The organism is Nocardioides conyzicola, assembly GCF_039543825.1.
Taxonomy (GTDB): domain Bacteria; phylum Actinomycetota; class Actinomycetes; order Propionibacteriales; family Nocardioidaceae; genus Nocardioides; species Nocardioides conyzicola.
Genome location: NZ_BAABKM010000002.1, coordinates 1,865,910 through 1,884,207 on the forward strand (window position 1 = coordinate 1,865,910; position 18,298 = coordinate 1,884,207).

The 18,298-nt window shown below is 68.7% G+C and carries 20 protein-coding genes and 1 pseudogene; 7 read left to right on the forward strand and 14 right to left on the reverse strand.

Going from position 1 to position 18,298, the window contains the following annotated elements:
• Window positions 1-17: 17 nt before the first annotated feature.
• A complete protein-coding gene (locus tag ABEA34_RS12110) occupies window positions 18-950 on the reverse strand; it encodes a hypothetical protein (RefSeq protein WP_345521515.1) in 933 nt (310 codons plus the stop codon).
• Window positions 951-1,321: 371 nt separating this feature from the next.
• Between ABEA34_RS12110 and ABEA34_RS12115 the strand changes: the two genes are divergently transcribed.
• The 3 genes from ABEA34_RS12115 to ABEA34_RS12125 all read left to right on the forward strand — a co-directional run bounded on the left by ABEA34_RS12115 (window position 1,322) and on the right by ABEA34_RS12125 (window position 4,378).
• Window positions 1,322-2,704, forward strand: a complete 1,383-nt coding sequence (locus ABEA34_RS12115) for a hypothetical protein (RefSeq protein ID WP_345521516.1) — start codon at window positions 1,322-1,324, stop codon at window positions 2,702-2,704.
• A gap of 110 nt (window positions 2,705-2,814) precedes the next feature.
• Complete coding sequence (locus ABEA34_RS12120; RefSeq protein ID WP_345522782.1) at window positions 2,815-3,498, forward strand: sulfotransferase domain-containing protein; 684 nt, start codon at window positions 2,815-2,817, stop codon at window positions 3,496-3,498.
• A 232-nt stretch (window positions 3,499-3,730) separates the two neighbouring features.
• Window positions 3,731-4,378 carry a hypothetical protein gene (locus ABEA34_RS12125; RefSeq protein WP_345521517.1) on the forward strand — a complete coding sequence of 216 codons (648 nt, stop codon included), beginning with the start codon at window positions 3,731-3,733 and terminating at the stop codon, window positions 4,376-4,378.
• 7 nt (window positions 4,379-4,385) lie between these two features.
• Here ABEA34_RS12125 and ABEA34_RS12130 read toward each other — a convergent pair whose 3' ends face one another.
• From ABEA34_RS12130 to ABEA34_RS12140, 3 genes are read right to left on the reverse strand one after another with little or no spacing between them, the layout of a single operon-like run.
• Window positions 4,386-4,994 carry a DUF1684 domain-containing protein gene (locus ABEA34_RS12130; protein WP_345521518.1) on the reverse strand — a complete coding sequence of 203 codons (609 nt, stop codon included), beginning with the start codon at window positions 4,992-4,994 and terminating at the stop codon, window positions 4,386-4,388.
• Window positions 4,995-5,019: 25 nt separating this feature from the next.
• Window positions 5,020-5,691 carry a polyprenyl diphosphate synthase gene (gene uppS, locus ABEA34_RS12135; protein WP_345521519.1) on the reverse strand — a complete coding sequence of 224 codons (672 nt, stop codon included), beginning with the start codon at window positions 5,689-5,691 and terminating at the stop codon, window positions 5,020-5,022.
• A complete protein-coding gene (locus ABEA34_RS12140; RefSeq protein ID WP_345521520.1) occupies window positions 5,688-6,305 on the reverse strand; it encodes a TetR/AcrR family transcriptional regulator in 618 nt (205 codons plus the stop codon). The genes uppS and ABEA34_RS12140 overlap by 4 nt, the downstream gene beginning before the upstream one ends.
• A 93-nt stretch (window positions 6,306-6,398) precedes the next feature.
• Here ABEA34_RS12140 and ABEA34_RS12145 point away from each other — a divergent pair, with 93 nt between their 5' ends.
• Complete coding sequence (locus ABEA34_RS12145; protein ID WP_345521521.1) at window positions 6,399-6,908, forward strand: GNAT family N-acetyltransferase; 510 nt, start codon at window positions 6,399-6,401, stop codon at window positions 6,906-6,908.
• A 55-nt stretch (window positions 6,909-6,963) separates the two neighbouring features.
• Window positions 6,964-7,095 (forward strand): hypothetical protein, encoded by a 132-nt coding sequence (locus ABEA34_RS12150; RefSeq protein ID WP_345521522.1) that lies wholly within the window; start codon window positions 6,964-6,966, stop codon window positions 7,093-7,095.
• On the opposite strand, the gene ABEA34_RS12155 is transcribed toward ABEA34_RS12150, so the two are convergent.
• Window positions 7,092-9,014, reverse strand: a complete 1,923-nt coding sequence (locus tag ABEA34_RS12155; protein WP_345521523.1) for a DUF4365 domain-containing protein — start codon at window positions 9,012-9,014, stop codon at window positions 7,092-7,094. The two genes, ABEA34_RS12150 and ABEA34_RS12155, sit on opposite strands and share 4 nt — an antisense overlap.
• A gap of 228 nt (window positions 9,015-9,242) precedes the next feature.
• The gene (locus ABEA34_RS12160; protein ID WP_345521525.1) at window positions 9,243-9,965 is read right to left on the reverse strand and encodes a VOC family protein; all 723 of its coding nucleotides are present in this window, start codon (window positions 9,963-9,965) and stop codon (window positions 9,243-9,245) included.
• Between the two features lie 37 nt (window positions 9,966-10,002).
• Here ABEA34_RS12160 and ABEA34_RS12165 point away from each other — a divergent pair, with 37 nt between their 5' ends.
• Window positions 10,003-10,653 (forward strand): GNAT family N-acetyltransferase, encoded by a 651-nt coding sequence (locus ABEA34_RS12165; protein ID WP_345521526.1) that lies wholly within the window; start codon window positions 10,003-10,005, stop codon window positions 10,651-10,653.
• On the opposite strand, the gene ABEA34_RS12170 is transcribed toward ABEA34_RS12165, so the two are convergent.
• The 3 genes from ABEA34_RS12170 to ABEA34_RS12180 are packed head-to-tail and all read right to left on the reverse strand — an operon-like array spanning window position 10,650 to window position 12,186.
• Entirely contained in the window at window positions 10,650-11,243 is a 594-nt protein-coding gene (locus tag ABEA34_RS12170; RefSeq protein WP_345521527.1) for a GNAT family N-acetyltransferase, read from the reverse strand. The genes ABEA34_RS12165 and ABEA34_RS12170 overlap by 4 nt on opposite strands.
• 24 nt (window positions 11,244-11,267) lie before the next feature.
• Window positions 11,268-11,474 (reverse strand): hypothetical protein, encoded by a 207-nt coding sequence (locus ABEA34_RS12175; protein WP_345521528.1) that lies wholly within the window; start codon window positions 11,472-11,474, stop codon window positions 11,268-11,270.
• A 31-nt stretch (window positions 11,475-11,505) separates the two neighbouring features.
• The gene (locus tag ABEA34_RS12180; RefSeq protein ID WP_345521529.1) at window positions 11,506-12,186 is read right to left on the reverse strand and encodes a winged helix-turn-helix transcriptional regulator; all 681 of its coding nucleotides are present in this window, start codon (window positions 12,184-12,186) and stop codon (window positions 11,506-11,508) included.
• A 131-nt stretch (window positions 12,187-12,317) separates the two neighbouring features.
• Here ABEA34_RS12180 and ABEA34_RS12185 point away from each other — a divergent pair, with 131 nt between their 5' ends.
• Window positions 12,318-13,127 (forward strand): class I SAM-dependent methyltransferase, encoded by an 810-nt coding sequence (locus tag ABEA34_RS12185; protein WP_345521530.1) that lies wholly within the window; start codon window positions 12,318-12,320, stop codon window positions 13,125-13,127.
• On the opposite strand, the gene ABEA34_RS12190 is transcribed toward ABEA34_RS12185, so the two are convergent.
• The 5 genes and pseudogenes from ABEA34_RS12190 to ABEA34_RS12210 all read right to left on the reverse strand — a co-directional run bounded on the left by ABEA34_RS12190 (window position 13,108) and on the right by ABEA34_RS12210 (window position 18,270).
• Window positions 13,108-14,370: a putative glycoside hydrolase gene (locus ABEA34_RS12190; RefSeq protein ID WP_345521531.1), complete on the reverse strand. Its 1,263-nt coding sequence runs from the start codon at window positions 14,368-14,370 to the stop codon at window positions 13,108-13,110. The two genes, ABEA34_RS12185 and ABEA34_RS12190, sit on opposite strands and share 20 nt — an antisense overlap.
• A gap of 36 nt (window positions 14,371-14,406) precedes the next feature.
• Entirely contained in the window at window positions 14,407-15,183 is a 777-nt protein-coding gene (locus ABEA34_RS12195) for a sulfatase/phosphatase domain-containing protein (protein WP_345522783.1), read from the reverse strand.
• A gap of 92 nt (window positions 15,184-15,275) precedes the next feature.
• Window positions 15,276-15,797 (reverse strand): annotated as a pseudogene (locus ABEA34_RS12200) (sulfatase-like hydrolase/transferase); the annotation flags it as partial.
• Complete coding sequence (locus ABEA34_RS12205) at window positions 15,794-17,299, reverse strand: sulfatase family protein (RefSeq protein ID WP_345521532.1); 1,506 nt, start codon at window positions 17,297-17,299, stop codon at window positions 15,794-15,796. The gene ABEA34_RS12205 and the pseudogene ABEA34_RS12200, both read right to left, overlap by 4 nt.
• A complete protein-coding gene (locus ABEA34_RS12210; protein ID WP_345521533.1) occupies window positions 17,296-18,270 on the reverse strand; it encodes an aliphatic sulfonate ABC transporter substrate-binding protein in 975 nt (324 codons plus the stop codon). The genes ABEA34_RS12205 and ABEA34_RS12210 overlap by 4 nt, the downstream gene beginning before the upstream one ends.
• Window positions 18,271-18,298: the final 28 nt, after the last annotated feature.

Genomic DNA, 18,298 nt, shown 5'->3' on the forward strand with positions numbered 1-18,298 from the left:
CAACGGATCGTCATCGGTCACTCTGATTGGCCCCAAACCTTACGCAGCTCGGCTGGATCTGCGCCAGCCAGGAACTGCCGCCTGACCTCCTCCGCGTCCTCATCGGTCAGCCCCTCCGTTGGCAGCCCCATGGCCGCGAACACCTCCTGCGGGTGTCGCCGTAACGCGACGACGAGTTCGTCCGGTACGACGCCGAGCGGAAAGAACTGCGGTCGTAGATCGGGCCAGATTCTACGTATTGCACGGTGGCCAGTCATCGGCGGAGCGAAGACGTCACCCATCCCTTTCGGAGCCTGGGGCGGCACCACCTGCATCGCAAGCACGACTGAAGACACCGCGAGGTACGCATAACCCCAGTTGTCCTGCGCGCTCGTAAGGTCAGGGGCACTGCCTTCGCCCATGAGAGACGAGTCGATACCCATCGCGACTTGCGCCCCGGACTCGTGGGAGTGGAAGAGCCATATCTGGCTCCGAGCGAGGGGCGCTGGTGACGACGCCATCGTTCGGTACTCGCCCTCGGTGAAGGGATTGTTATGGGGAGGCCGCAGGAGGGCGTAGCTCATCCATGACTTCGTTGCCCAGGTTGCAATCGTCCTCAGGTCATCCGCCCCTAGGCGAAGTGGATGCTTGCCCTCCAAGATGAAAGGACCGAGGATCCCCTTGACCTGCTCCTCGAGCTGGCTCATCCAGCCGCTGTTGCAAGCCTCGCAGACGGGGACCTTCACGTTCGGCAACCACGTTGCCATCGGTCCCAGCTGAGCGGGCTCGCTCTGGTATCTGCCGTCGACGTCACGCGTCGGCTTGAAGTAGTCGCGCTGTACCCGCTCGCCGTGGCTCTCGCTCAGCAGCTCAACCGCGCCAGGGGTGTCGTGCATCCACTGAGCCCATACGTGCTCGTCGGTACGAATCCCGTGATCGCCGCAGAACGGGCACGTCAGATACTTCGCCACAAGCGTCCTCCTCACTGGTCGAGGCTCTTGAGTCTGTCGCTCGCGGTCGATGCTGTCCTGGGATTCGGCCGGCGTCGCCGTCGACTCCGAGCAGCGGTAGGGCGCGTTCCGGTCCAGCGGGCACCGGGGAGGTCGGGTATGACGACCTGGATCCCGCACACGGCAGCAGCCGAGATCGTCTGGTGCTCTGAGGCCGGCATCGAACACGCGGCAACGACGGTCGACTCGACGATGCGGGCCAACGCCTTCCCGTGTTTGAGGGTGCTCGGAGAGCCAGTCCCGTGCCAGCCGATGGTTGGCAAGAGAGCAGATTCGTGCGCAAGAGGGACGACACGACCCCACTGGCGGGACACATCCAGGATGATGGATGAATGTGGATGCCGGAGGACCCAGATGACCTGATGCAAATGGTCGATGACATTGCGCAGAAGTTGAATTCCACGGACCGTCTCGTCGTCGGCTCCTTGGTGGAACCGACCGTTTTTCGCGATCACGTAGTGGATCGACGGATGGTCATCGGTAGTGAAATTCAACGAACCGTGGGTTTCAGGTACAGCACAACCCATGCAAACAATGCTCGTGGCGGAGTCGTTGTGTGCTTCCTGAGACCCGTCAATCATCGAGTCATTAGTGGACTTCACGTCACCTCGGCAACTAGTCGCATCCTTCCGGTGCTGTCGGTAAGAGCCACCGTCTTGGTGGTCACCGACGCCATTTGGTCGGAGCTCCGCGCAATCACCCCCGAACCCCTAAGTTCGGAGTGGGTGTCCGCGACGACGCTTCGACTCCTGGACTTGGTTCGCATACGTGCGAGCCAGAACGTCAGTCGCGAGCGCGGGGCCATAGATGAAAGACAACGCTCGGTGGCAGAGGATGCGCGGCGGATGCTGGAGGCCGTGCCTGAGCTTGAGGCTGCCCAGCGAGTGCGGACCGTCATTGCGGAACTGATCGGAATCGTGGCAGTACGGCAGCCCCTCATGGTCGAAGTTCCGGGGGGTGAGCAGGGCTACCTCAGCTATGTCATGCGGGAGTCGCTCGGCGACGGCCTTAAAGCAAGAGGCAAACTGGGCCACCGGGTGGCCAACATGCTCGGTGGAGTGCCAAGCGAACTGACATTCTCGGTTTACAAGGGAACGCAGAGTTGCGGCTACACCCTCGAGGTCGACGTGGGAGAGGGGAACTTGATCACTGAGATGAGCCTGGACAGTGGCACTGCGGTTGCGCAAACAGGTGTAGGAACGCAGCTGGGAACCATCGAGTTGCCGACTCCTGTGGATAGACCCGACAGTCTGGTTGTGTCAGTTGCGGAGCACCCGAGCAAGACCATGCTGTCTGCGTTCATTCTGGGCGTGGGCACGTTCGCCGGAACGCTGCTGGCATGGCTTGCTCGTGACAAGGTGCAAGTCTGGCAAGGCCAAGACTTAGGGCTAGGAGACCTCGCAGCCACGCTTGCTCTTGTTGCGCTAGCCGGCGCTGCCGTGCGCTCCGTGATCTACAGAGGCCTGGAAGGTCGAGTGCTCGCCTTCGGTGCCCTCACGTCAGCAGCGTGGTCGTCGGCCGTACTGATCACTTTGGGAGTGGTGCTCGCCTGGCCGTCTGAGGCGGCGAGGAGCAGGCTGCTGCTCACTCTGCTTGTGGCTGCGACGGTTGGCGGCGTCGCGACCGTCGTGATGTTCGTGAAGGCTGTGGCGGGCTTGGTGCGGTTGCGTCGAGTCTCAGCATCGCAACACCCCGAGCGGCCTACGGGCGCGTGAGTGATCGTGCCGAAGTGAACAATCGCGCTGTCGCATATAAGGGCGCGAGACCTGACTGCGCCATGCTACCTCCGGACATGTTTGGACCGTCGTGGGTGGGCATTGGCGCTATGCGGAGCGGCACGACTTGGCTCACTAAAATGCTGTGCCAGCACCCGAAGATGTCCCTCGCCGTCAACGGTAAGAAAGAGCAGTGGCTTCTCAATCGTGTTGCTTTGGGTGAGGTGCCACTGAACGAATACCTGGAACTATTTCCACGTGACGGCTTGCTCCGGGGAGAGTGGAGTCCGCGATACCTGTGGCTGATGCACACGGCGACTGCCGCCGCCCAGCTACCTCAAGACTGTGTCTTTCTGTGCGTTCTGCGCGACCCGATCGAGCGGTACGCCTCTCACCAGCGTCTGGCATCAATGCGTAGGAGGGAAAGACATTCTGCCAGGTGGGCTCCCGCAATCGCGGCCGGCCTCGGCACCTACTTAGGGCTTTACGCGGACCAGCTGGATTCGTGGAGGCGTATGGTCGGGAGCCGGCTGCTGGTCGTCAGCTACGAGTCTCTCGCTGGCGACCCGCTGACGCACTGTTCGATAATCTGGAACAAATTAGGACTGAGCCCAGAGCCTCTGCCGCAAGACGCACTGACGGAACGCGTCTCCGCAAGCGCGGACGGGCTGTGGGAATGGCCGGACCAGTTCCGGTCCACTCTCCGGGACCTCTATTTGCCGCAGTTGGATCGTCTCGCTCGGGACTATGACGTGGACACGTCCTCATGGCTCAACTTCAACGATCTCGATTGACGTGGGGGGAGGGATGGTCGCTGCATACAAACTTTGCCGTCGAGATCAGCCAGTCGCGTGAGCGTAGATGATGAAGTTACTTGCCTTAATCTCGGCGGGATGGGTCGTGGGCTGGTCCAGGACAGTTCGCGATCAGCCAACTGACAAGTGGTTTCGGTTGGTCCCGACAAAGTCAGTGTCTCTCATCGATGCAGACTGACAGAGTTAGTCGGCTCCGTCCCATGTGCCGCGAGTGGATCCAGCTACATTCTGGGAGAGGCGCACCCCTGACGTCGCCTTCGCCGACCTGGCCTTCTGTGCGACGTTCTCGACGACGACCGCTCAGACCGCGACGCCTACGTCGGATCCTCGAGGAGCTCGCTGGGAGTGGGAGCTGGGGAGCGTCGCACCGACAGTCGTCGGGCTGCCCGCCGGCGCCACCGCCGTGCTGTCGAGGACGGTGACGGAGGTGGCGCCGCCCCTGGTCACGTTCGAGTCGGTGATGACGATCCGTGGGGAGGACCTGCGCTCCGTGTCCACCCTGCGCTTCCGGGGGCGTGCCGAGGTCGAGCGAGACCTCGCGGGTCACAGGTTCGAGGTCGACGACGTGCGCGAGGCCCCCGACCGTCCCGGCAAGGAGCTCGTCTCGTCGCCCGACGGAGCGCGGACGGAGGGATCGAACCATGGGGCCCGGACGGGTGTGCACGTGGCCGACTACGGGCACCGCAGGGACATGGCCGACGATCCGCACGACGAGTACGAGCACCCGCATCCGACCACCAACCAGCCGCTCAACGCCGAGCCGCGCCCGGTCTGGACGCCGCTCTTCGCCGTCGTCGGCCTGATCCTGCTGATCGCGGTGGTGTTCGCGGCGATCACCGCGGTGCGCTACGCCACCTGACGGCTGATCAGAGCCGCTCGCCCGCCTCGACCCGGGCCTCGATCGTGTTGCCGGCGGGCGCGAGCGGGCAGCGCCAGCGGTCGTCGTAGCGGCAGGACGGGTGGTAGGCGAAGTTGAGGTCGAGCACCAGGTGCTCGTCGTCGCCGCCGAACCAGGAGCCCTTGGCGGTGTCGAGCAGGTAGCGGCCGGCGCCGTACGACCCGTGGCCGGCGGTGCCGTCGCGGAGCGGGACGAAGATGCCGCCGCCGTACTGGTGCAGCCACCAGACGTCGAGGCTCCCGGCCACGGGATCGGGCAGCTCGACGCGGCCGATGCGCTGCATCGTCACGGAGCCGTCGTCGCCACCGTCGACGTCGCGCTCGTCGGGCTCGGCCGCGAGGACGGGCAGCTCGAAGCGGAGGGCGGGGTCGTAGGGCCAGTACGCGATCTCCTGGCGGGGGTCGTCCCACCCGGACGTCGGGCTCTGCGGGTGGGTGGCGAAGAGCTCGGCGCGCGTCTCGCGCCAGAGCCGGTGCCCCTCGGCAGGATCGCTCTCGGCGCGTACGGCGGCGTAGAGGCTGGCCACCCGGGTGCGCCAGTCGACGAGGGTGAGGGCGGACGTCACGGACTTGGCCATGCCTCCACCCAACCACCCGGCACCGTCAGCGCGCCGAGCGCACCTCGGCGAAGTGCGCGAGCGCGCGGTCGAGGTCGCGTTCGGTGAAGGCGGGCCAGAGCTTGGAGCTCACGAAGAGCTCGGCGTGCGCGCTCTGCCACGGGAAGAAGCCGGAGAGGCGCAGCTCGCCGCTGGTACGGATGACGAGGTCGATCTCCTTGACCGGTCCGCCGCCGAGACCGGCGGTGATGGCGTCGACGTCGACCTCGCCGTCGGACGAGGAGAGCAGGGCGGCCCGGATGCCCTCGACGATGTCGCGGTGGCCGTCGTACGCGATCGCGAGGGTGCAGTGCCGTGGGCGGTCCGCCGTACGACGCTCCGCCTCGGCCAGCGCCTCCGCGGTCGCGGGCGGCAGCAGCGAGCGGTCGCCCGACACGTGCAGCGCCCATTCGCCGGCCGGCTGCTCCAGGATGCGCGGGATCGTCGTCGCCAGCAGGGTGAAGAGGTGGTCGACCTCGGGTCCGGGGCGCTTGCGGATGTTGTCGGCCGAGAGCACGTAGATCGTCAGGTGCTGGAGGTCGCGGGCCGCGCACCACGCCAGGAAGTCCTCGACGTGCTCGGCGCCGTGCCGGTGGCCGATCCGCGGGTCGTCGTGACCGGCGGCCCGGGCCCACCGCCGGTTGCCGTCCATCACCAGGCCGACGTGGGTCGGCCTCACGTCGCGACCGCCGCGAGCCGGTCGCGCACCGCCCGCTCCGCCTGCGCGTAGACGCCCGTGCGGCCGAGGAGCGAGCGCAGGTTGGCGGAGTCCAGGTAGGAGTCGACCTCGTAGGCGAGCTGGACCGGGTCGACGTCGGGGGTGATCTCGCCGATCTCCTGGGCGCCGGCGATCGTCTCCGCGATCAGGCCGAGCCACTCGTCGTCGATGCCGGCGAGCGCGTCGCGTACGGCGCCGGGGCGGGCGGCGTACTCGTGGGAGGCGCGGGCGAAGAAGCACCCGCCGGGGAAGCGCCGGTCGCTGGAGTAGGCCAGCCACGCGTCGAGCAGCCCGCGCAGGCGGTCCATCCCCGGCGGGCGCTCCAACGTCGGCTCGATGATCGTGTGCACGAAGATCGCGCGGGCCGCGCGGATGGTGGCGAGCTGCAGCCCCTCCTTCGAGCCGAAGTGGGCGATCAGCCCGCTCTTGCTGATCTCCAGGTCGGTCGCGAGGCGACCGATGGACAGCCCGTCGAGGCCCTCGACCGACGCGAGGTCGACGGCGCGGGCCAGCACCACGCGTCGGGTGCGGTCGCCGCGGCGTACCCGGCCGTCGGTCGTCAGCTGCTCGGTCATCGCGTCCAGCCTAGATGTCGGAAAAGGTCTTGACGGGTGAAGATAATAATACGATCGTTCGTATTGTTTACTCAACCCGTCGGGAGGTTCGCCATGAGGCTGCGCATCCGCCCGGCCACGCCGCGCGACCACGCCCTGGTCCTGCGCCTGCTGCGCGAGATCTCCGCGGAGTCGGCGTACCTCCGCTTCCAGACCGGCCTCGGCCGGGAGCCGGCGGCGTCGGTGGTCACCGCCCTGCTGCCGGACGGACTCCGCGGGGCGGCGCTGCTGGCGTTCGCCGGCGACCGGCTGGTCGCGCACGGGATGTGGGTGCGCGTCAGCGCCGCGCCTGTTGCCGAGATCGCCCTCCTGGTGGCGGACTCCCACCAGGGACGGGGGATCGGGACCGTCCTCGCCGACGCACTGGTCGCCGACCTAGGCGCGCGCGGGCTCGAGCGCATCGAGGTCTACGCGAGCGCGACCAACACGGCGGTCGCCCGGATGGTCGCCCGGCAGGCACCCGACGCCGTATGCGACCGGGACGGCGCCACCGTGACCTACGGCTTCCACCTGCCAGCACGACCACCCTCCGTGGCTATGGAAGCGAGCCGCGTCGTCGCGTGACCCTGGCAGGACGGACTGGGCGGTCGGGCGCCCGGCACGGAGGGCGGGAGGTCCGATGCCCACGAAGGTCACACCGCTGCGGGTCGTCACGGCCAACGTGCAGTCGTTCCCGGAGAGCGCCCTCTCGTTGCCGCAGGCGCTCGAGGACCTGACGCGCAGTGCCGTTGGGATGCGCCGGCCTGGTTAGCCGTCCGATCTCTCGGTCGGATGGTCAGGCGATTGACCTTCGTTCGCGTGGTGTAGACCTAGGGGTCGAAGCCCGCCTTTCCGAAACGGATTCGATGCTGCTGCGCCATAGACCCATTCTTCGATCGCGTCCCACTCGTGTGCCTGGCAATCTGTCGATGCGTCCGCAGCGACCTCACTGAAGGCATCAAGGAACTCGCTGCTGGCATGGCTGCCCGCGCGTGCAAGCGCTTCGACAACTTCACGTTGCTCGGCGCTCGCGACGGCCTGCACAATGGCCAGCACCCAGAGCATCGCGACTTCCTCGTTCCACAACGCGAGGAGAATTGCACCCCCAGTCGCGGATGTGCTGGTCAACTCCGCAAGCCGGATCAGTAGCGTCGGCGCGAGCGCATCACGTTCAACGAGCATGCCGCGGATTGACTCAGCGTCGTCGGATGCCGTGAGGGCATCGCACTCAGCGGCATCGAGCTCGAGTCGATCCTGTTGACGGACCCCGGTCATCGCCATGAGATCACGGAGCACGATCCGTCGGAGGATAGTGCGCGCGGCAGCATCGTCCACGCTAGGCGTACTTGCGATCGCTAGCGCCTCCTCGTAGCGTCCTGCGTACATGAGCGCATCGCTGAGAGCGTCAACGAGAGCGGCATCCCTGAGCCCCAGATCCCACGCGCGCTGATAGTCGAGCAGGGCAAGTTCCAGACTGTTTAACCACCAGTGACCCTGAGCGCGGCCCCGGTAAAATTCCGGCTCGCCCTCGTAAACATCACTGAATGTCTCCAGGGCGTCGAGCAAGGCAACTCCCTCGGCCCACAGGTGGTTGTGTAAGAGGACCTGGCCGGCGTTAAAGAGATATCGCGCGGAGGTCTCGGGGTCGCCGGCCCGAGTGTCGTCGGATCGCTGGCGCATTGCGTCCGCGAGGCGCGTAGCCAGTCCGGCTTCCAGCGGGCCTGCAGTTGCGGCCATCCAAATATGAGCCTCTGCCGCGGTTCCGGCTAAGTGACTTTCGGTGGCGATGAACTCGACTAGTCTGACGAGGGCCTCGCTCTCTCCAGAGTCGCGGAGCGTCGAGACGACCTGATGAAGCGCCTCCTCGCCAGTGTCGACCTGAAAGATGTTGGAGTCGATGGCCGTGCTCGACAGAACCTTACTGGCGTGCTGTCCAGTTCCGATCGGAGAGATCAGTAGCGCGGCCATCGCGAGAACATCGACCGCGGCACTAGATGCAAGCGCAGAGTCTCGGGTCACTGACCCTCGGGCGCCGTGGATGGTCAACGACCGCACGTTAAGGGGCAGCGAGACTCTGAGTTCCGAGGCAGTCAGTTCTGCTGTAATGGCCGGGCCATCACCGGCATCGGCAAGGAAGACGCTCTCGAGGTCGCGGGAGCGAAGTTCTTGCCGGAGGGCTAGGTGCAGCCTTGCGGCGACCACCGGGCCCGCGCCGACGGCGCGGATCGGGAGCGGAAACGTGATCGTGCCACGCCGGATACTCCTCAGGAGTCGCAATTGGTCCGGTATGTCCGTCCACCATCTACTCAGATCATGCTCAGGAAAGAAGCGGACCGTCGTCGTTTCTTGGTTGGGGCTTAAGCGACCTGGATCGTGGGCGTGAGACCAGACCGCGCGCAGGCTGGAAGACTTTGAATGCCACAGCGCGATAAGGACTGGAACGTCGAGCGAGTGCCAGTATCCGAACTTTGCGAGGGGTATAGAGCGCGTCGGCTTGCTGGAATCTGTGCCCTTCAGCTGAACTTTGAAGGTCAGCCCCGTGGTTGCGCCGTTTTCGAAGACCTCGACCTCGCAGTCGATTCCGTAGTCACCCTTGGTGAGGTCACGGATCACCCACGCCGTTGGCAGCACATTTAGGAGGGCTCGCTCGGACTCCGTCTCGAGCTCGTGTCCTCTGGGGCGATCGGCCATCTGTCCTCCACGGAAGGCATCTGTTCGGCCGCGAAGCAAATGCCCGCTCCGCGGCTGGCTGCAACCTATTCAACCGCGTTGGCCGGACTGCCAGTGACAAACCGAGACCCACCCATGCGTCCAGGCTCCCGGCTGGGTGCGATAGCGATGGAAGCAGCAACTGTCGGCCTTCAAGCCCGTCGGCGACATGGACGACGTGTACGGCGCCACCGCGCAGGTCTGAGCCGGCTACTGCTGAGGCGCCGGGAGCACGCAGAACTCGTTGCCCGACGGGTCGGTGTAGGTGCGCCACGGCAGCTCGCCCCACTGCGGGGGGACCCGGCTGCCGCCGCGCTCGGCGATGCGGGCCTCGGCCTCGTCGGCGTCCTCGCCGCGCTCGAGCCGGACGTCGAGGTGGATCCGGTTCTTGGCCGCGGTCTTGGGCGCCGGCTCGGGGCACAGCTCCAGCAGCGGACCACGCAGCGAGGGGTGGCGCAGGGTCCGGGGGGCCACCCCCGGGGCGTCGACCCAGCCGGTCAGCCAGGACCAGAAGGCGGCGTCGCGGTCCGGGTCGGCGGAGTCGAGCGGGAGGGCGGCGATCGGCCCGGTGCCGGCGTACGCCGCCCGCTCCTCCATCACGCAGAAGGGGTTGCCCTCCGGGTCGGCGAGGACCACCCACGGCACGTCGCCCTGCCCGATGTCGAGGTGCCGCGCGCCCAGCCCGAGCAGCCGGTCGACGACCTCGGCCTGGCCGGCCCCGCCCAGGAGGTCCAGGTGCAGCCGCAGCGGGTCGGCCGGCGCGGCCGGCACCTCCGGGAAGCACAGGTCGAGGTACGCCTCGCCGTCGATGGCGAGCCGGGTCTCGTAGACGCCGGGCTCGTCGGTCAGCCGCTCGGTGCCGAGCACCGCCTCCCAGAACCGGCCCAGCTGCTGCGCGTCGAGGGCATCGATGACGATGTTCTCCAGGTACATGGGGTCCAGCCTAGGCAGCGAGGTGGGACCCTGGGGCGTGCCCCAGATCGAGGTCCGTCCGTACGACGTCGCCGACCGCGACGAGCTGGTCGACGTCGTGTTCGAGGCGGCCGGTGCCGGTGCGCCGAGCTCCGAGGTGTGGGGGCACCACGCCTCGCTCGCCGAGGTCTACCTGACGCCGTACCTCGACCTCGAGCCCGACTCGGCCTTCGTCGTCACCGTCGACGGCCGCCCGGCCGGCTACCTGGTCGGCTGCGTCGACGAGTCCCGCTTCCCGAGCGAGGAGGACCGGACGTCGGCGGCTATCCGGAAGCACCGCCTCTTCCGGATGCCCGGCCCGCGCCGGTTCTTCGTGCGCGCGGCCCTCGACACGGCGTACCTCCGGCTGCGCCGCGTCCCGACCGCCGGGGAGCTCAGCGACCCCCGCTGGCCCAGCCACCTGCACATCGACCTGATGCCCGAGGCCCGCGGCTCCGGTGCCGCCGACCGGCTGGTGGAGCTGTGGTTCGCGCGGCTCCGCGAGGTCGGGTCGCCGGGCTGCTACCTGCAGACCTCGGCCGAGAACCACCGCGCCGTCGCGTTCTTCGAGCGCGTCGGCTTCGAGAGGTACGGCGACAACCCGGTGGTGCCGGGCATGCGGTACGCCGGCGAGCGGATGCACCAGCAGACGATGGTCTGGTCCGCCTAGGCCTGCCGCTCGCGCCACTCGTCGGCGAGCACGGCGTACGTCATCCCGTCGAGCCAGCCCTTGGTGCGGTGCAGCGAGTCGCGTACGGCGTACTCCTCGCGCCGCATGCCGATCCGCTCCATCAGCCGCCACGACGGCACGTTGTCGGCGAAGCAGAGGGCCTGGATGCGCCGCAGCCCGAGGTCCTCGAAGCAGATCCGCAGCAGCTCCGCGGCCGCCTCGGTGGCGATCCCCTGCCCGGCGAACGCCGGGTCGACCGCCCAGCCGATCTCGGCCTGCACGCCCTGCGCCTGCTCGGCGACGTCGCTCTGCGACCAGGCGTCGGAGATGCCGAGGTAGAGGTCGCCCACGATCCGCCCGTCGAGCTCGACGACCAGGGTCCGGGAGAGGGAGGCCGGCGGCGACATCTTCTCGACGAACCGCTCCAGGGTGGAGAAGTCGTGGCTGATCCACTCCCACATCGACGGGAGGCGGCGGTACGCCCACATCGTCTCGACGTCCTCCGCCCGCATCGGCCGGATCGTCAGCCGGGCGGTGCGCACCGGCCACGCGACGGAGCTGAGGTCCTGGATCGTGGGCTCGTCGGTCACGGGGTCAGTGTGGCGCCCAGCGCGTCAGAGGCCACCGGCGGTGCCGCCGAAGTCGTTGCCGTTGTGGATGTTGGTCCGCGACATGTAGTGCGCCGAGTTGTTGTCGTTGCTGTCCATCGGCGCGTTCTGCGCGATGTGGTGGCGGGAGCGCCGGCCGCGCACCTGGCTGACGACAATGCCGACGACGAGCGCGGCGCCGAGGACGATGAGCACGATCGTGAAGGTGTCCATGGTGGTGTCCCTCCGAGTAGTTGGCAGGACTCTACGCCCGGACCGGGTGCGGTACGGCGCCCAGCGACATCTGCCCGAGCCACGCCGGGACCTCCCGGCGTACGGCGGAGGGCGCGTCGATCCGGACGTCGCCGGTGCGCAGCGCGTCGGCCCAGGTGCGGTCGACGCGCCAGAGCCGCACCATCGTGGACAGGGTGGTGACGACCGAGGCGGTGACGTCGAAGCCCGGGTCGTAGTCGCACACGTCGGCGTCGTCGCCGCTGACGCAGAGCCACCACCGCGCCGTACCGGCGGGTTGGTCGGTGAACTCGAACCGGACCACCGTGCGCCGTCGCGGCCACGCGTCGAGCGGCACCGACCGGCGGATGTCCCAGAGCAGCAGGTGCGGGTCGAGGTCGTCCTCGCCGAGCTCCCCGATCCAGCGGATGCCCCAGGCGCCGAGGCCCTCGACGACCGGCTTGAGCTCCAGGCCGCACTCGGTGAGGTGATAGCTGGTGCGGCCGTCGACCTCGTCGCGGCGCACGACACCGGCGCGCTCGAGGGAGCGCAGTCGCTTGGAGAGCAGCGCGGGCGACATCTTGGGGTTGCCCCGCCGCAGCTCGTTGAAGCGGGTGCTGCCCGCCATCAGCTCGCGCACGACGAGCAGCGTCCACCGCTCGTCGAGCACCTCCATCGCCTTCGCCACCGGGCAGAACTGTCCGTAGGACGACATGCCACACCTCCCGTTCGCTCTCGGACCAGTAGACCGCCGGCCGCCGGGTCGGCACCAGTACAGATCGTGAACCGCTGGTGGTTCAGAGCTGGCACTGGAGGGGGCGGGCCACCTCACCGGATGCTCGACGCATGACAACGACCACCACAGCAACCACTCAGAACCCCACTCCCCTCTGGGCTCTCGGCGACTACCACGCCGTCGCCACGGAGATCATCGCGCCACTCGGACCGCGCGTCGTCGAGGCCACGGGCGTCCACTCCGGCCAGCACGTCCTCGACGTGGCGGCCGGCACCGGCAACGCGGCCCTGCCCGCCGCGCGCACCGGCGCCGACGTGGTCGCCTCCGACGTCACGCAGGCCCTGCTCGTCACCGGGCGCGCCACCGCCGAGGCCGAGGGCCTCGACCTGGACTGGCGTTGCGACGACGCCCAGGCCCTGCCGTACGACGACGGCGAGTTCGACGTGGCGCTGTCGTGCGTGGGCGTGATGTTCGCGCCGCGGCACCAGGACGCCGCCGACGAGCTGGTGCGCGTCGTCCGCGCCGGTGGCCGGATCGGGCTGCTCAGCTGGACGCCGGAGGGCTTCATCGGCCGGATGTTCGCGACCATGAAGCCCTACGCGCCGGCGCCACCGCCGGGCGCGCAGCCGCCGCCCCTGTGGGGCGACGAGGCCCACGTGCGCGCGCTCCTGGGCGACCGGGTCACCGACGTGGTCGCCGTCCGGGAGACGCTGGTCGTCGACCGGTTCGCGACCGGCGCGGACTTCCGCGACTTCTTCAAGGCGACCTACGGGCCCACGATCATGGTCTACCGCTCGATCGCCGACGACCCGTCCCGGGTCGCCGCGCTCGACGCGGCGCTCGCCGCGCTGGGCGACGACGCCCTGGCCGAGGGCCGGATGGAGTGGGAGTACCTGCTGCTCACGGCAAGGCGGAGCTGAGCACCGCGGCGCTGCGGGGGCCGAGCTCGACCCGGTCCGCCGGCTCCCCGCGGACGAGGTACCGGCCGCCCAGGGGCACGGTCCTGGTCTCGTCGCCGCTGTTGACGACCGCGACCCCCTCGGCGTACGGGCGCAGCCGGACGCCGGCGGCCGGCGTCTCGACGGGGCCGGCCGGCGCCCCGACGTCCGCGGTCGCCCCGCTCAGCCAGAACGAGACGCCCGACTCCTCGGGGACGTACATCGAGGCGCCGGTGCGGCCGTTCCACGCGAGCAGCCAGGTCGCGCGGTGGTAGAGCTGCGCGGCCTCGTCGTACGACGTCCCGTAGGTCACGGCCAGCACCGGGACGTCGTACTCGGCCGCCCACGAGATCAGGTCGAACCGCCACTGCCAGTCCTCGTCACCGAACGGCTGGTCCTCGCCGAAGCCGTACTTCACGAGGTACTCGAACTCCCACCCGGAGACGTACGGCGTCCACTGCTCCAGCGTCGGGCGCCAGTTGTCCTCGTAGACCGTCACGTTGGGCATCGCGAGGTAGCCGGCCGCGGTGATCTGCGGGCCGACGTTGCTCAGGAACGACGTGGTCGCGGCGTACATCGCGGCGTCGTCCGGGACCTGGGGCGAGACGGCGTCGCCGACCACCGTGTGGGACAGCCGGGTGAGCACGTCGTCCATCATCACGCCGTCCCAGTCGTGGGCCTGGAGCTCGGACACCACCGAGTCGGTCCAGGCCTGCTGGTAGTCGGGGTTGGTGATGTCCATGGGGTGCAGGCCGGGCCAGTCCGACCACTCCATGGTGTCGCCCTCCGCGGTGCGCAGGAACCAGTCGGGGTGGTCCCGCAGCGCCGACCAGTAGCCGACGCCGGCCGGCAGGATCTCCTGGTCCTGGTCGCACTTTCCGGTCGGACCGGTGACGCACGCGTTCGAGACCGTGGCCGTGACGTCCTTGTACATCAGGACCCGCACGTTGGGGTTCTGCTCCTTGAGGGCGGGGATCCGGTCGTACTCCCACGGCTGCATGACGACCCAGTCGCCGCGGAAGGCGTCCGGCTGGGCGTCCCAGTCGCCGGGATCCAGTGCGAGCGTGCCCGCGGAGGGCGAGCGGGGCGCCGGTCCCACCGTGTTCGGGTCGGCCGACGCGTCCCCGAGCGGGCCGGCGAGCGGGGCGAGGACCAGCATCAGCGCGGTCGCCGCCACCAGGGCGCAGGCGTACGCGCGGCCGGCGCGCGTGCCTGGCTGTCGCATCCCGACCATCCTGCCCCCTTTGCGGTCGGTGACTCCTCACGATCCGGGTGGTCGGGTCTGGCTGGGGTGCGGAGCGTCGCCGACGCGGGCCTGTTCGCGCCACATCGCGACCTCCAGCTCCGCGCGCACGGCGGAGTACGCCGGGTCGTCGGCGACGTTGCGCAGCTCGTGCGGGTCCGCGGCGAGGTCGTAGAGCTCCCACTCGCCGGGGTAGGTCCCGCCCCCGGTGCCGGGCAGGCCGAGGCCGTCGTTGTAAAAGTACACGAGCTTGTGCCGCTCGGTGCGGTAGCCGTAGTGGGCCGGTGCCTTGTGGAAGACGTCGTCGTGCTCCCAGTAGCGGTAGTAGAAGCCCGTGGCGGGTGGCTCGGTCGGCTCGCCGAGGAGGTCGGGCCAGAAGCTCCGGCCCTGCATCCGCGGGTGCGGCTCGACGCCACAGGCGTCGAGGATCGAGCGGGCCCAGTCGACGTTGGAGACGATGCCGTCGAAGACGCCGGCGCCCGCGAGACGCCGGGGATAGCTGAGCAGCAGCGGCATCCGCAGCGACTCCTCGTACATGAACCGCTTGTCGAACCAGCCGTGGTCGCCGAGGAAGAAGCCCTGGTCGGAGGCGTAGACCAGCAGCGTGTCGTCGAGGTCGCCCCGCTCGCGGAGGCGGTCGACGACCCGGCCGACGTTGTCGTCGACGGACGCGACGCAGGCCAGGTAGTCCTCCATGAAGCGCTGGTACTTCCAGAGCGCGAGCTCGTCGTAGGACAGCCCGGCCGGAGGGTCCTCCTTGAGGTCCTCCTGGGTGAGGTGCTCGGCGATCCGCATCGCCGCGCGGCGGGTCGACGACGACCGGGTGGCGTAGTCGTCGCCGAAGGTCGCCGGGACCGGGACGGGTCGGGGATCCAGGGGCGGTGTGGCGCCTTGTGCCACACCAGCACGCACCAGGGGTCGTCGCCAGGCAGCGAGTCGACCCACTCCAGCGCGAGGTCGGTGACGATCTCGGTGGCGTATCCCGGGACGACCCGGAGGCCGTCGCGGCCGAGCAGCTGCGGGTCGACGTACTCTCCCTGCTCGACGAAGACCTGCCACTCGTCGAAGCCCTCGGGGTCGTGACCGGACCCCTCGCCCAGGTGCCACTTGCCGAAGAGCGCGGTGCGGTAGCCCGCCTCCTTGAGCTGCGAGACGAAGGTCGGCTGGCTCGCGTCGATGGGCGTCTCCAGGGTCGTCACCCCGTTCACGTGGCTGTAGGTGCCGGTGAGGATCGACGCGCGGCTCGGCGAGCACAGGCTGTTGGTCGCGAAGCAGTGGTCGAAGCGCCACCCCAGCGCACCGATCTCGTCGATGCGCGGGGTGGTGTTCACGACGGAGCCGTACGCCGAGATGGCGTGCGCGGCGTGGTCGTCGGTGAGCACGACCACCACGTTGGGGCGCCGGGTCATGGCACCTGCACGTACGTCGACTCGTCGAGCCCGCTCATCATCGGGTCGTAGTCGAGCTCGCCGACGTCGTACATCGACGTCATCCAGTGGTAGAACCGGTCGTCCCGCTCCCGCAGCAGCGTGTAGAGCCGGTGCATCATCCGCCCGCGGACGGACGCCATCTCCGGGTGGTGGTAGCGGTTCTGCAGCTCGTCGGGATCGGTGTGCAGGTCGTAGAGCTCGTTGGTGTCGGCCGGGTTCACCACGAGCTTGAAGCGGTCCTCGCGCAACATCCGCTGGGGGTACGGGAAGTGGTGGCCGTGGAACTCCGCGACGATGTCGTCGGCCCACTCCGGCTGCTCGCCGCGCACGAGCGGCAGCAGGCTGCGGGAGTCGACGGCCGGCGCCTGGTCCAGCCCCGCCAGGTCGAGGATGGTCGCCGTGCAGTCGAGCAGGCTCACGAACTCCTGGCGCACCTCGCCCTCCGGTCCGCCAGGGATCCGGACGATCCCGGGCGTGCGGTAGATGTCCTCGTACATCGCCGGGCCCTTGTCGTGCAGCCGGTGGCTGCCGGTGAACTCGCCGTGGTCGCACGTGAAGAAGACGGCCGTGTCGTCGCGCAGGCCGAGCCTGTCCGCTGCGGCCAGCACCCGGGCCACCTGCTCGTCGATCAGGGCGACGTAGCCCCAGTAGACGGCGATCAGCTTGCGCGTCACCTCGATCGGCATCGTGTCGAAGGTCCAGTGCGCGCTGTAGTTGGCGTGCACCGCCGGCTTGCCCTCGAACGTCTCCGCGATCGACCGCGGCAGCTCGACGGACTCCGGGTCGATCAGGTCGAAGTAGTGGTCGGGGATGACGTAGGGCAGGTGCGGTCCGAAGAAGTGCAGGCCGAGGTAGAACGGCTTGTCGTCGCGATGGACGTCCTCGGCGTACCGCTCGAGCAGCTCGATGGCCCGCGTGGCCAGGTAGTGCTCGAACGTCGCCTCGACGGGCTGGTGCAGGCGCGCGGCCAGCAGGTTGCCGGGCCCGCCGTTGGGCAGCGTGCCGCGGATCCGGTCGCTGATCGCGTACGGCGGGAGCCCGCGCTCGTCCAGGTAGGCGAGGTAGTCCGGGTGGTCGACCGGGTTGTGCCAGCCCGGCAGGTGGACCCCGTCGAGGCCGTAGTCCGCGGGCTCACGGACGGTGCCGGCGTGCCACTTCCCGACGAGCCCGGTGTTGTAGCCCGCCTCCCGGAGGGCGACCGGGAAGGTGAACGCGTCGTCGGGCAGGTCCTCGACGTACCCGACGTTGCGCTCGGCGTTGGCCAGGACCTTGTGGCGGAACGGCGCCTGCCCCGTGAGCAGGCTCGCGCGCGCCGGCGTGCAGATCGCGGTCGGTGTGTACCACCGGTCGAAGCGGGTGCCCGTCCGGGCGAGCTCGTCGACCGCGGGCGTCGGCACGTGCGGGTTGCCGTAGGCGCCGAGGGTGTCGACCCGGTGCTGATCGGTCATCAGGAACAGGATGTTCCTGCGCCGTTCGGTCACTTGCCGGCCGCCACGAAGTCGTCGCCCAGGTAGAACTCCGACGGGTCGACCGGCTTGTCCAGCTTGCCGGCGGTGACGAAGAAGTCCTCGAGCGCCGAGAACCACGCGTCGATGGTGCCGTCCTGCGTGTAGCCGTCGAGCTCCTCGGAGGTGAGCAGCTGGTTGTGGCTCGCGTCCTTCTCGACGGCGTCCACCGGCTGGTCGAGCATGTCCGCGGTCGCCTTGACCGCCTCCTCCGGGTGCGCGGCCCGGTAGTCCATCGCCTCGCGCAGCACGGCGACCACCTTCGCGTTGGTGGCGTCGGGGGTGTCGTTGCCGGCCACGAAGGCGTTGGGGAAGGAGAAGTCGTCGGAGAAGTCGCTGTCCTTGGCGAGCTCGACCAGGTCGGGGACCTGCTGCTTGATGGTGTCGATCGACGGGTAGAACGTGCCGGCCGCGTCGACCTTGCCGGCGCTGAAGGCCGAGACGATCGTCGGCGGGTCCATCGGCACGATGTCGACGTCGTCGCGGGACATGCCGGCCGCGTCCAGCGCGAGACCGAGGATCATGTCGCCCGAGGTGCCCTCGGGCACGGCGACCTTCTTGCCCTTGAGGTCCTCGATCGAGTCGATGCCCGGCTGGGCGATGACCCGGTCGGCGTTGCCGAGGGTGTTGACCGCGATGATCTTGGCCTGGCCGGAGGCCGGCAGCCAGACCGCGCCGGGGCCGATGTAGCCGTAGTCGAGGCTGCCGGCGCCGAGTGCCGTGATCTGGGTCGGGCCGTCGGTGAAGACCTTGGTGTCGACGTCGATGCCGGCGTCCTTCCAGAGGCCCTCCTTCTCGGCCACGGCCAGCAGGCTGGTGCCGTTGAAGTCGCCGATGTAGCCGAACGTGATCTTGGTGCCGGCGTCCGAGTCGTCGGACCCGCCGCAGGCGGTGAGGGCGGTGGAGAGCGTCGCGGTGATGGCGGCGACGGCGAGGAGCTTCTTCATGTTCTTCCTTCGTGATCTGGTGCGGACG

What these genes read in the sequence shown, in the direction of transcription:
- ABEA34_RS12115 (WP_345521516.1), top strand. Translation starts at nt 1,322, where the DNA reads ATGTGGATGCCGGAGGACCCAGATGACCTGATGCAAATGGTCGATGAC.
- ABEA34_RS12120 (WP_345522782.1), top strand. Translation starts at nt 2,815, where the DNA reads ATGCGGAGCGGCACGACTTGGCTCACTAAAATGCTGTGCCAGCACCCG.
- ABEA34_RS12130 (WP_345521518.1), bottom strand. Translation starts at nt 4,994, where the DNA reads ATGGCCAAGTCCGTGACGTCCGCCCTCACCCTCGTCGACTGGCGCACC.
- ABEA34_RS12140 (WP_345521520.1), bottom strand. Translation starts at nt 6,305, where the DNA reads ATGACCGAGCAGCTGACGACCGACGGCCGGGTACGCCGCGGCGACCGC.
- ABEA34_RS12145 (WP_345521521.1), top strand. Translation starts at nt 6,399, where the DNA reads ATGAGGCTGCGCATCCGCCCGGCCACGCCGCGCGACCACGCCCTGGTC.
- ABEA34_RS12150 (WP_345521522.1), top strand. Translation starts at nt 6,964, where the DNA reads ATGCCCACGAAGGTCACACCGCTGCGGGTCGTCACGGCCAACGTGCAG.
- ABEA34_RS12155 (WP_345521523.1), bottom strand. Translation starts at nt 9,014, where the DNA reads ATGGCCGATCGCCCCAGAGGACACGAGCTCGAGACGGAGTCCGAGCGA.
- ABEA34_RS12160 (WP_345521525.1), bottom strand. Translation starts at nt 9,965, where the DNA reads ATGTACCTGGAGAACATCGTCATCGATGCCCTCGACGCGCAGCAGCTG.
- ABEA34_RS12175 (WP_345521528.1), bottom strand. Translation starts at nt 11,474, where the DNA reads ATGGACACCTTCACGATCGTGCTCATCGTCCTCGGCGCCGCGCTCGTC.
- ABEA34_RS12180 (WP_345521529.1), bottom strand. Translation starts at nt 12,186, where the DNA reads ATGTCGTCCTACGGACAGTTCTGCCCGGTGGCGAAGGCGATGGAGGTG.
- ABEA34_RS12185 (WP_345521530.1), top strand. Translation starts at nt 12,318, where the DNA reads ATGACAACGACCACCACAGCAACCACTCAGAACCCCACTCCCCTCTGG.
- ABEA34_RS12190 (WP_345521531.1), bottom strand. Translation starts at nt 14,370, where the DNA reads ATGCGACAGCCAGGCACGCGCGCCGGCCGCGCGTACGCCTGCGCCCTG.
- ABEA34_RS12195 (WP_345522783.1), bottom strand. Translation starts at nt 15,183, where the DNA reads ATGCGGATCGCCGAGCACCTCACCCAGGAGGACCTCAAGGAGGACCCT.
- ABEA34_RS12210 (WP_345521533.1), bottom strand. Translation starts at nt 18,270, where the DNA reads ATGAAGAAGCTCCTCGCCGTCGCCGCCATCACCGCGACGCTCTCCACC.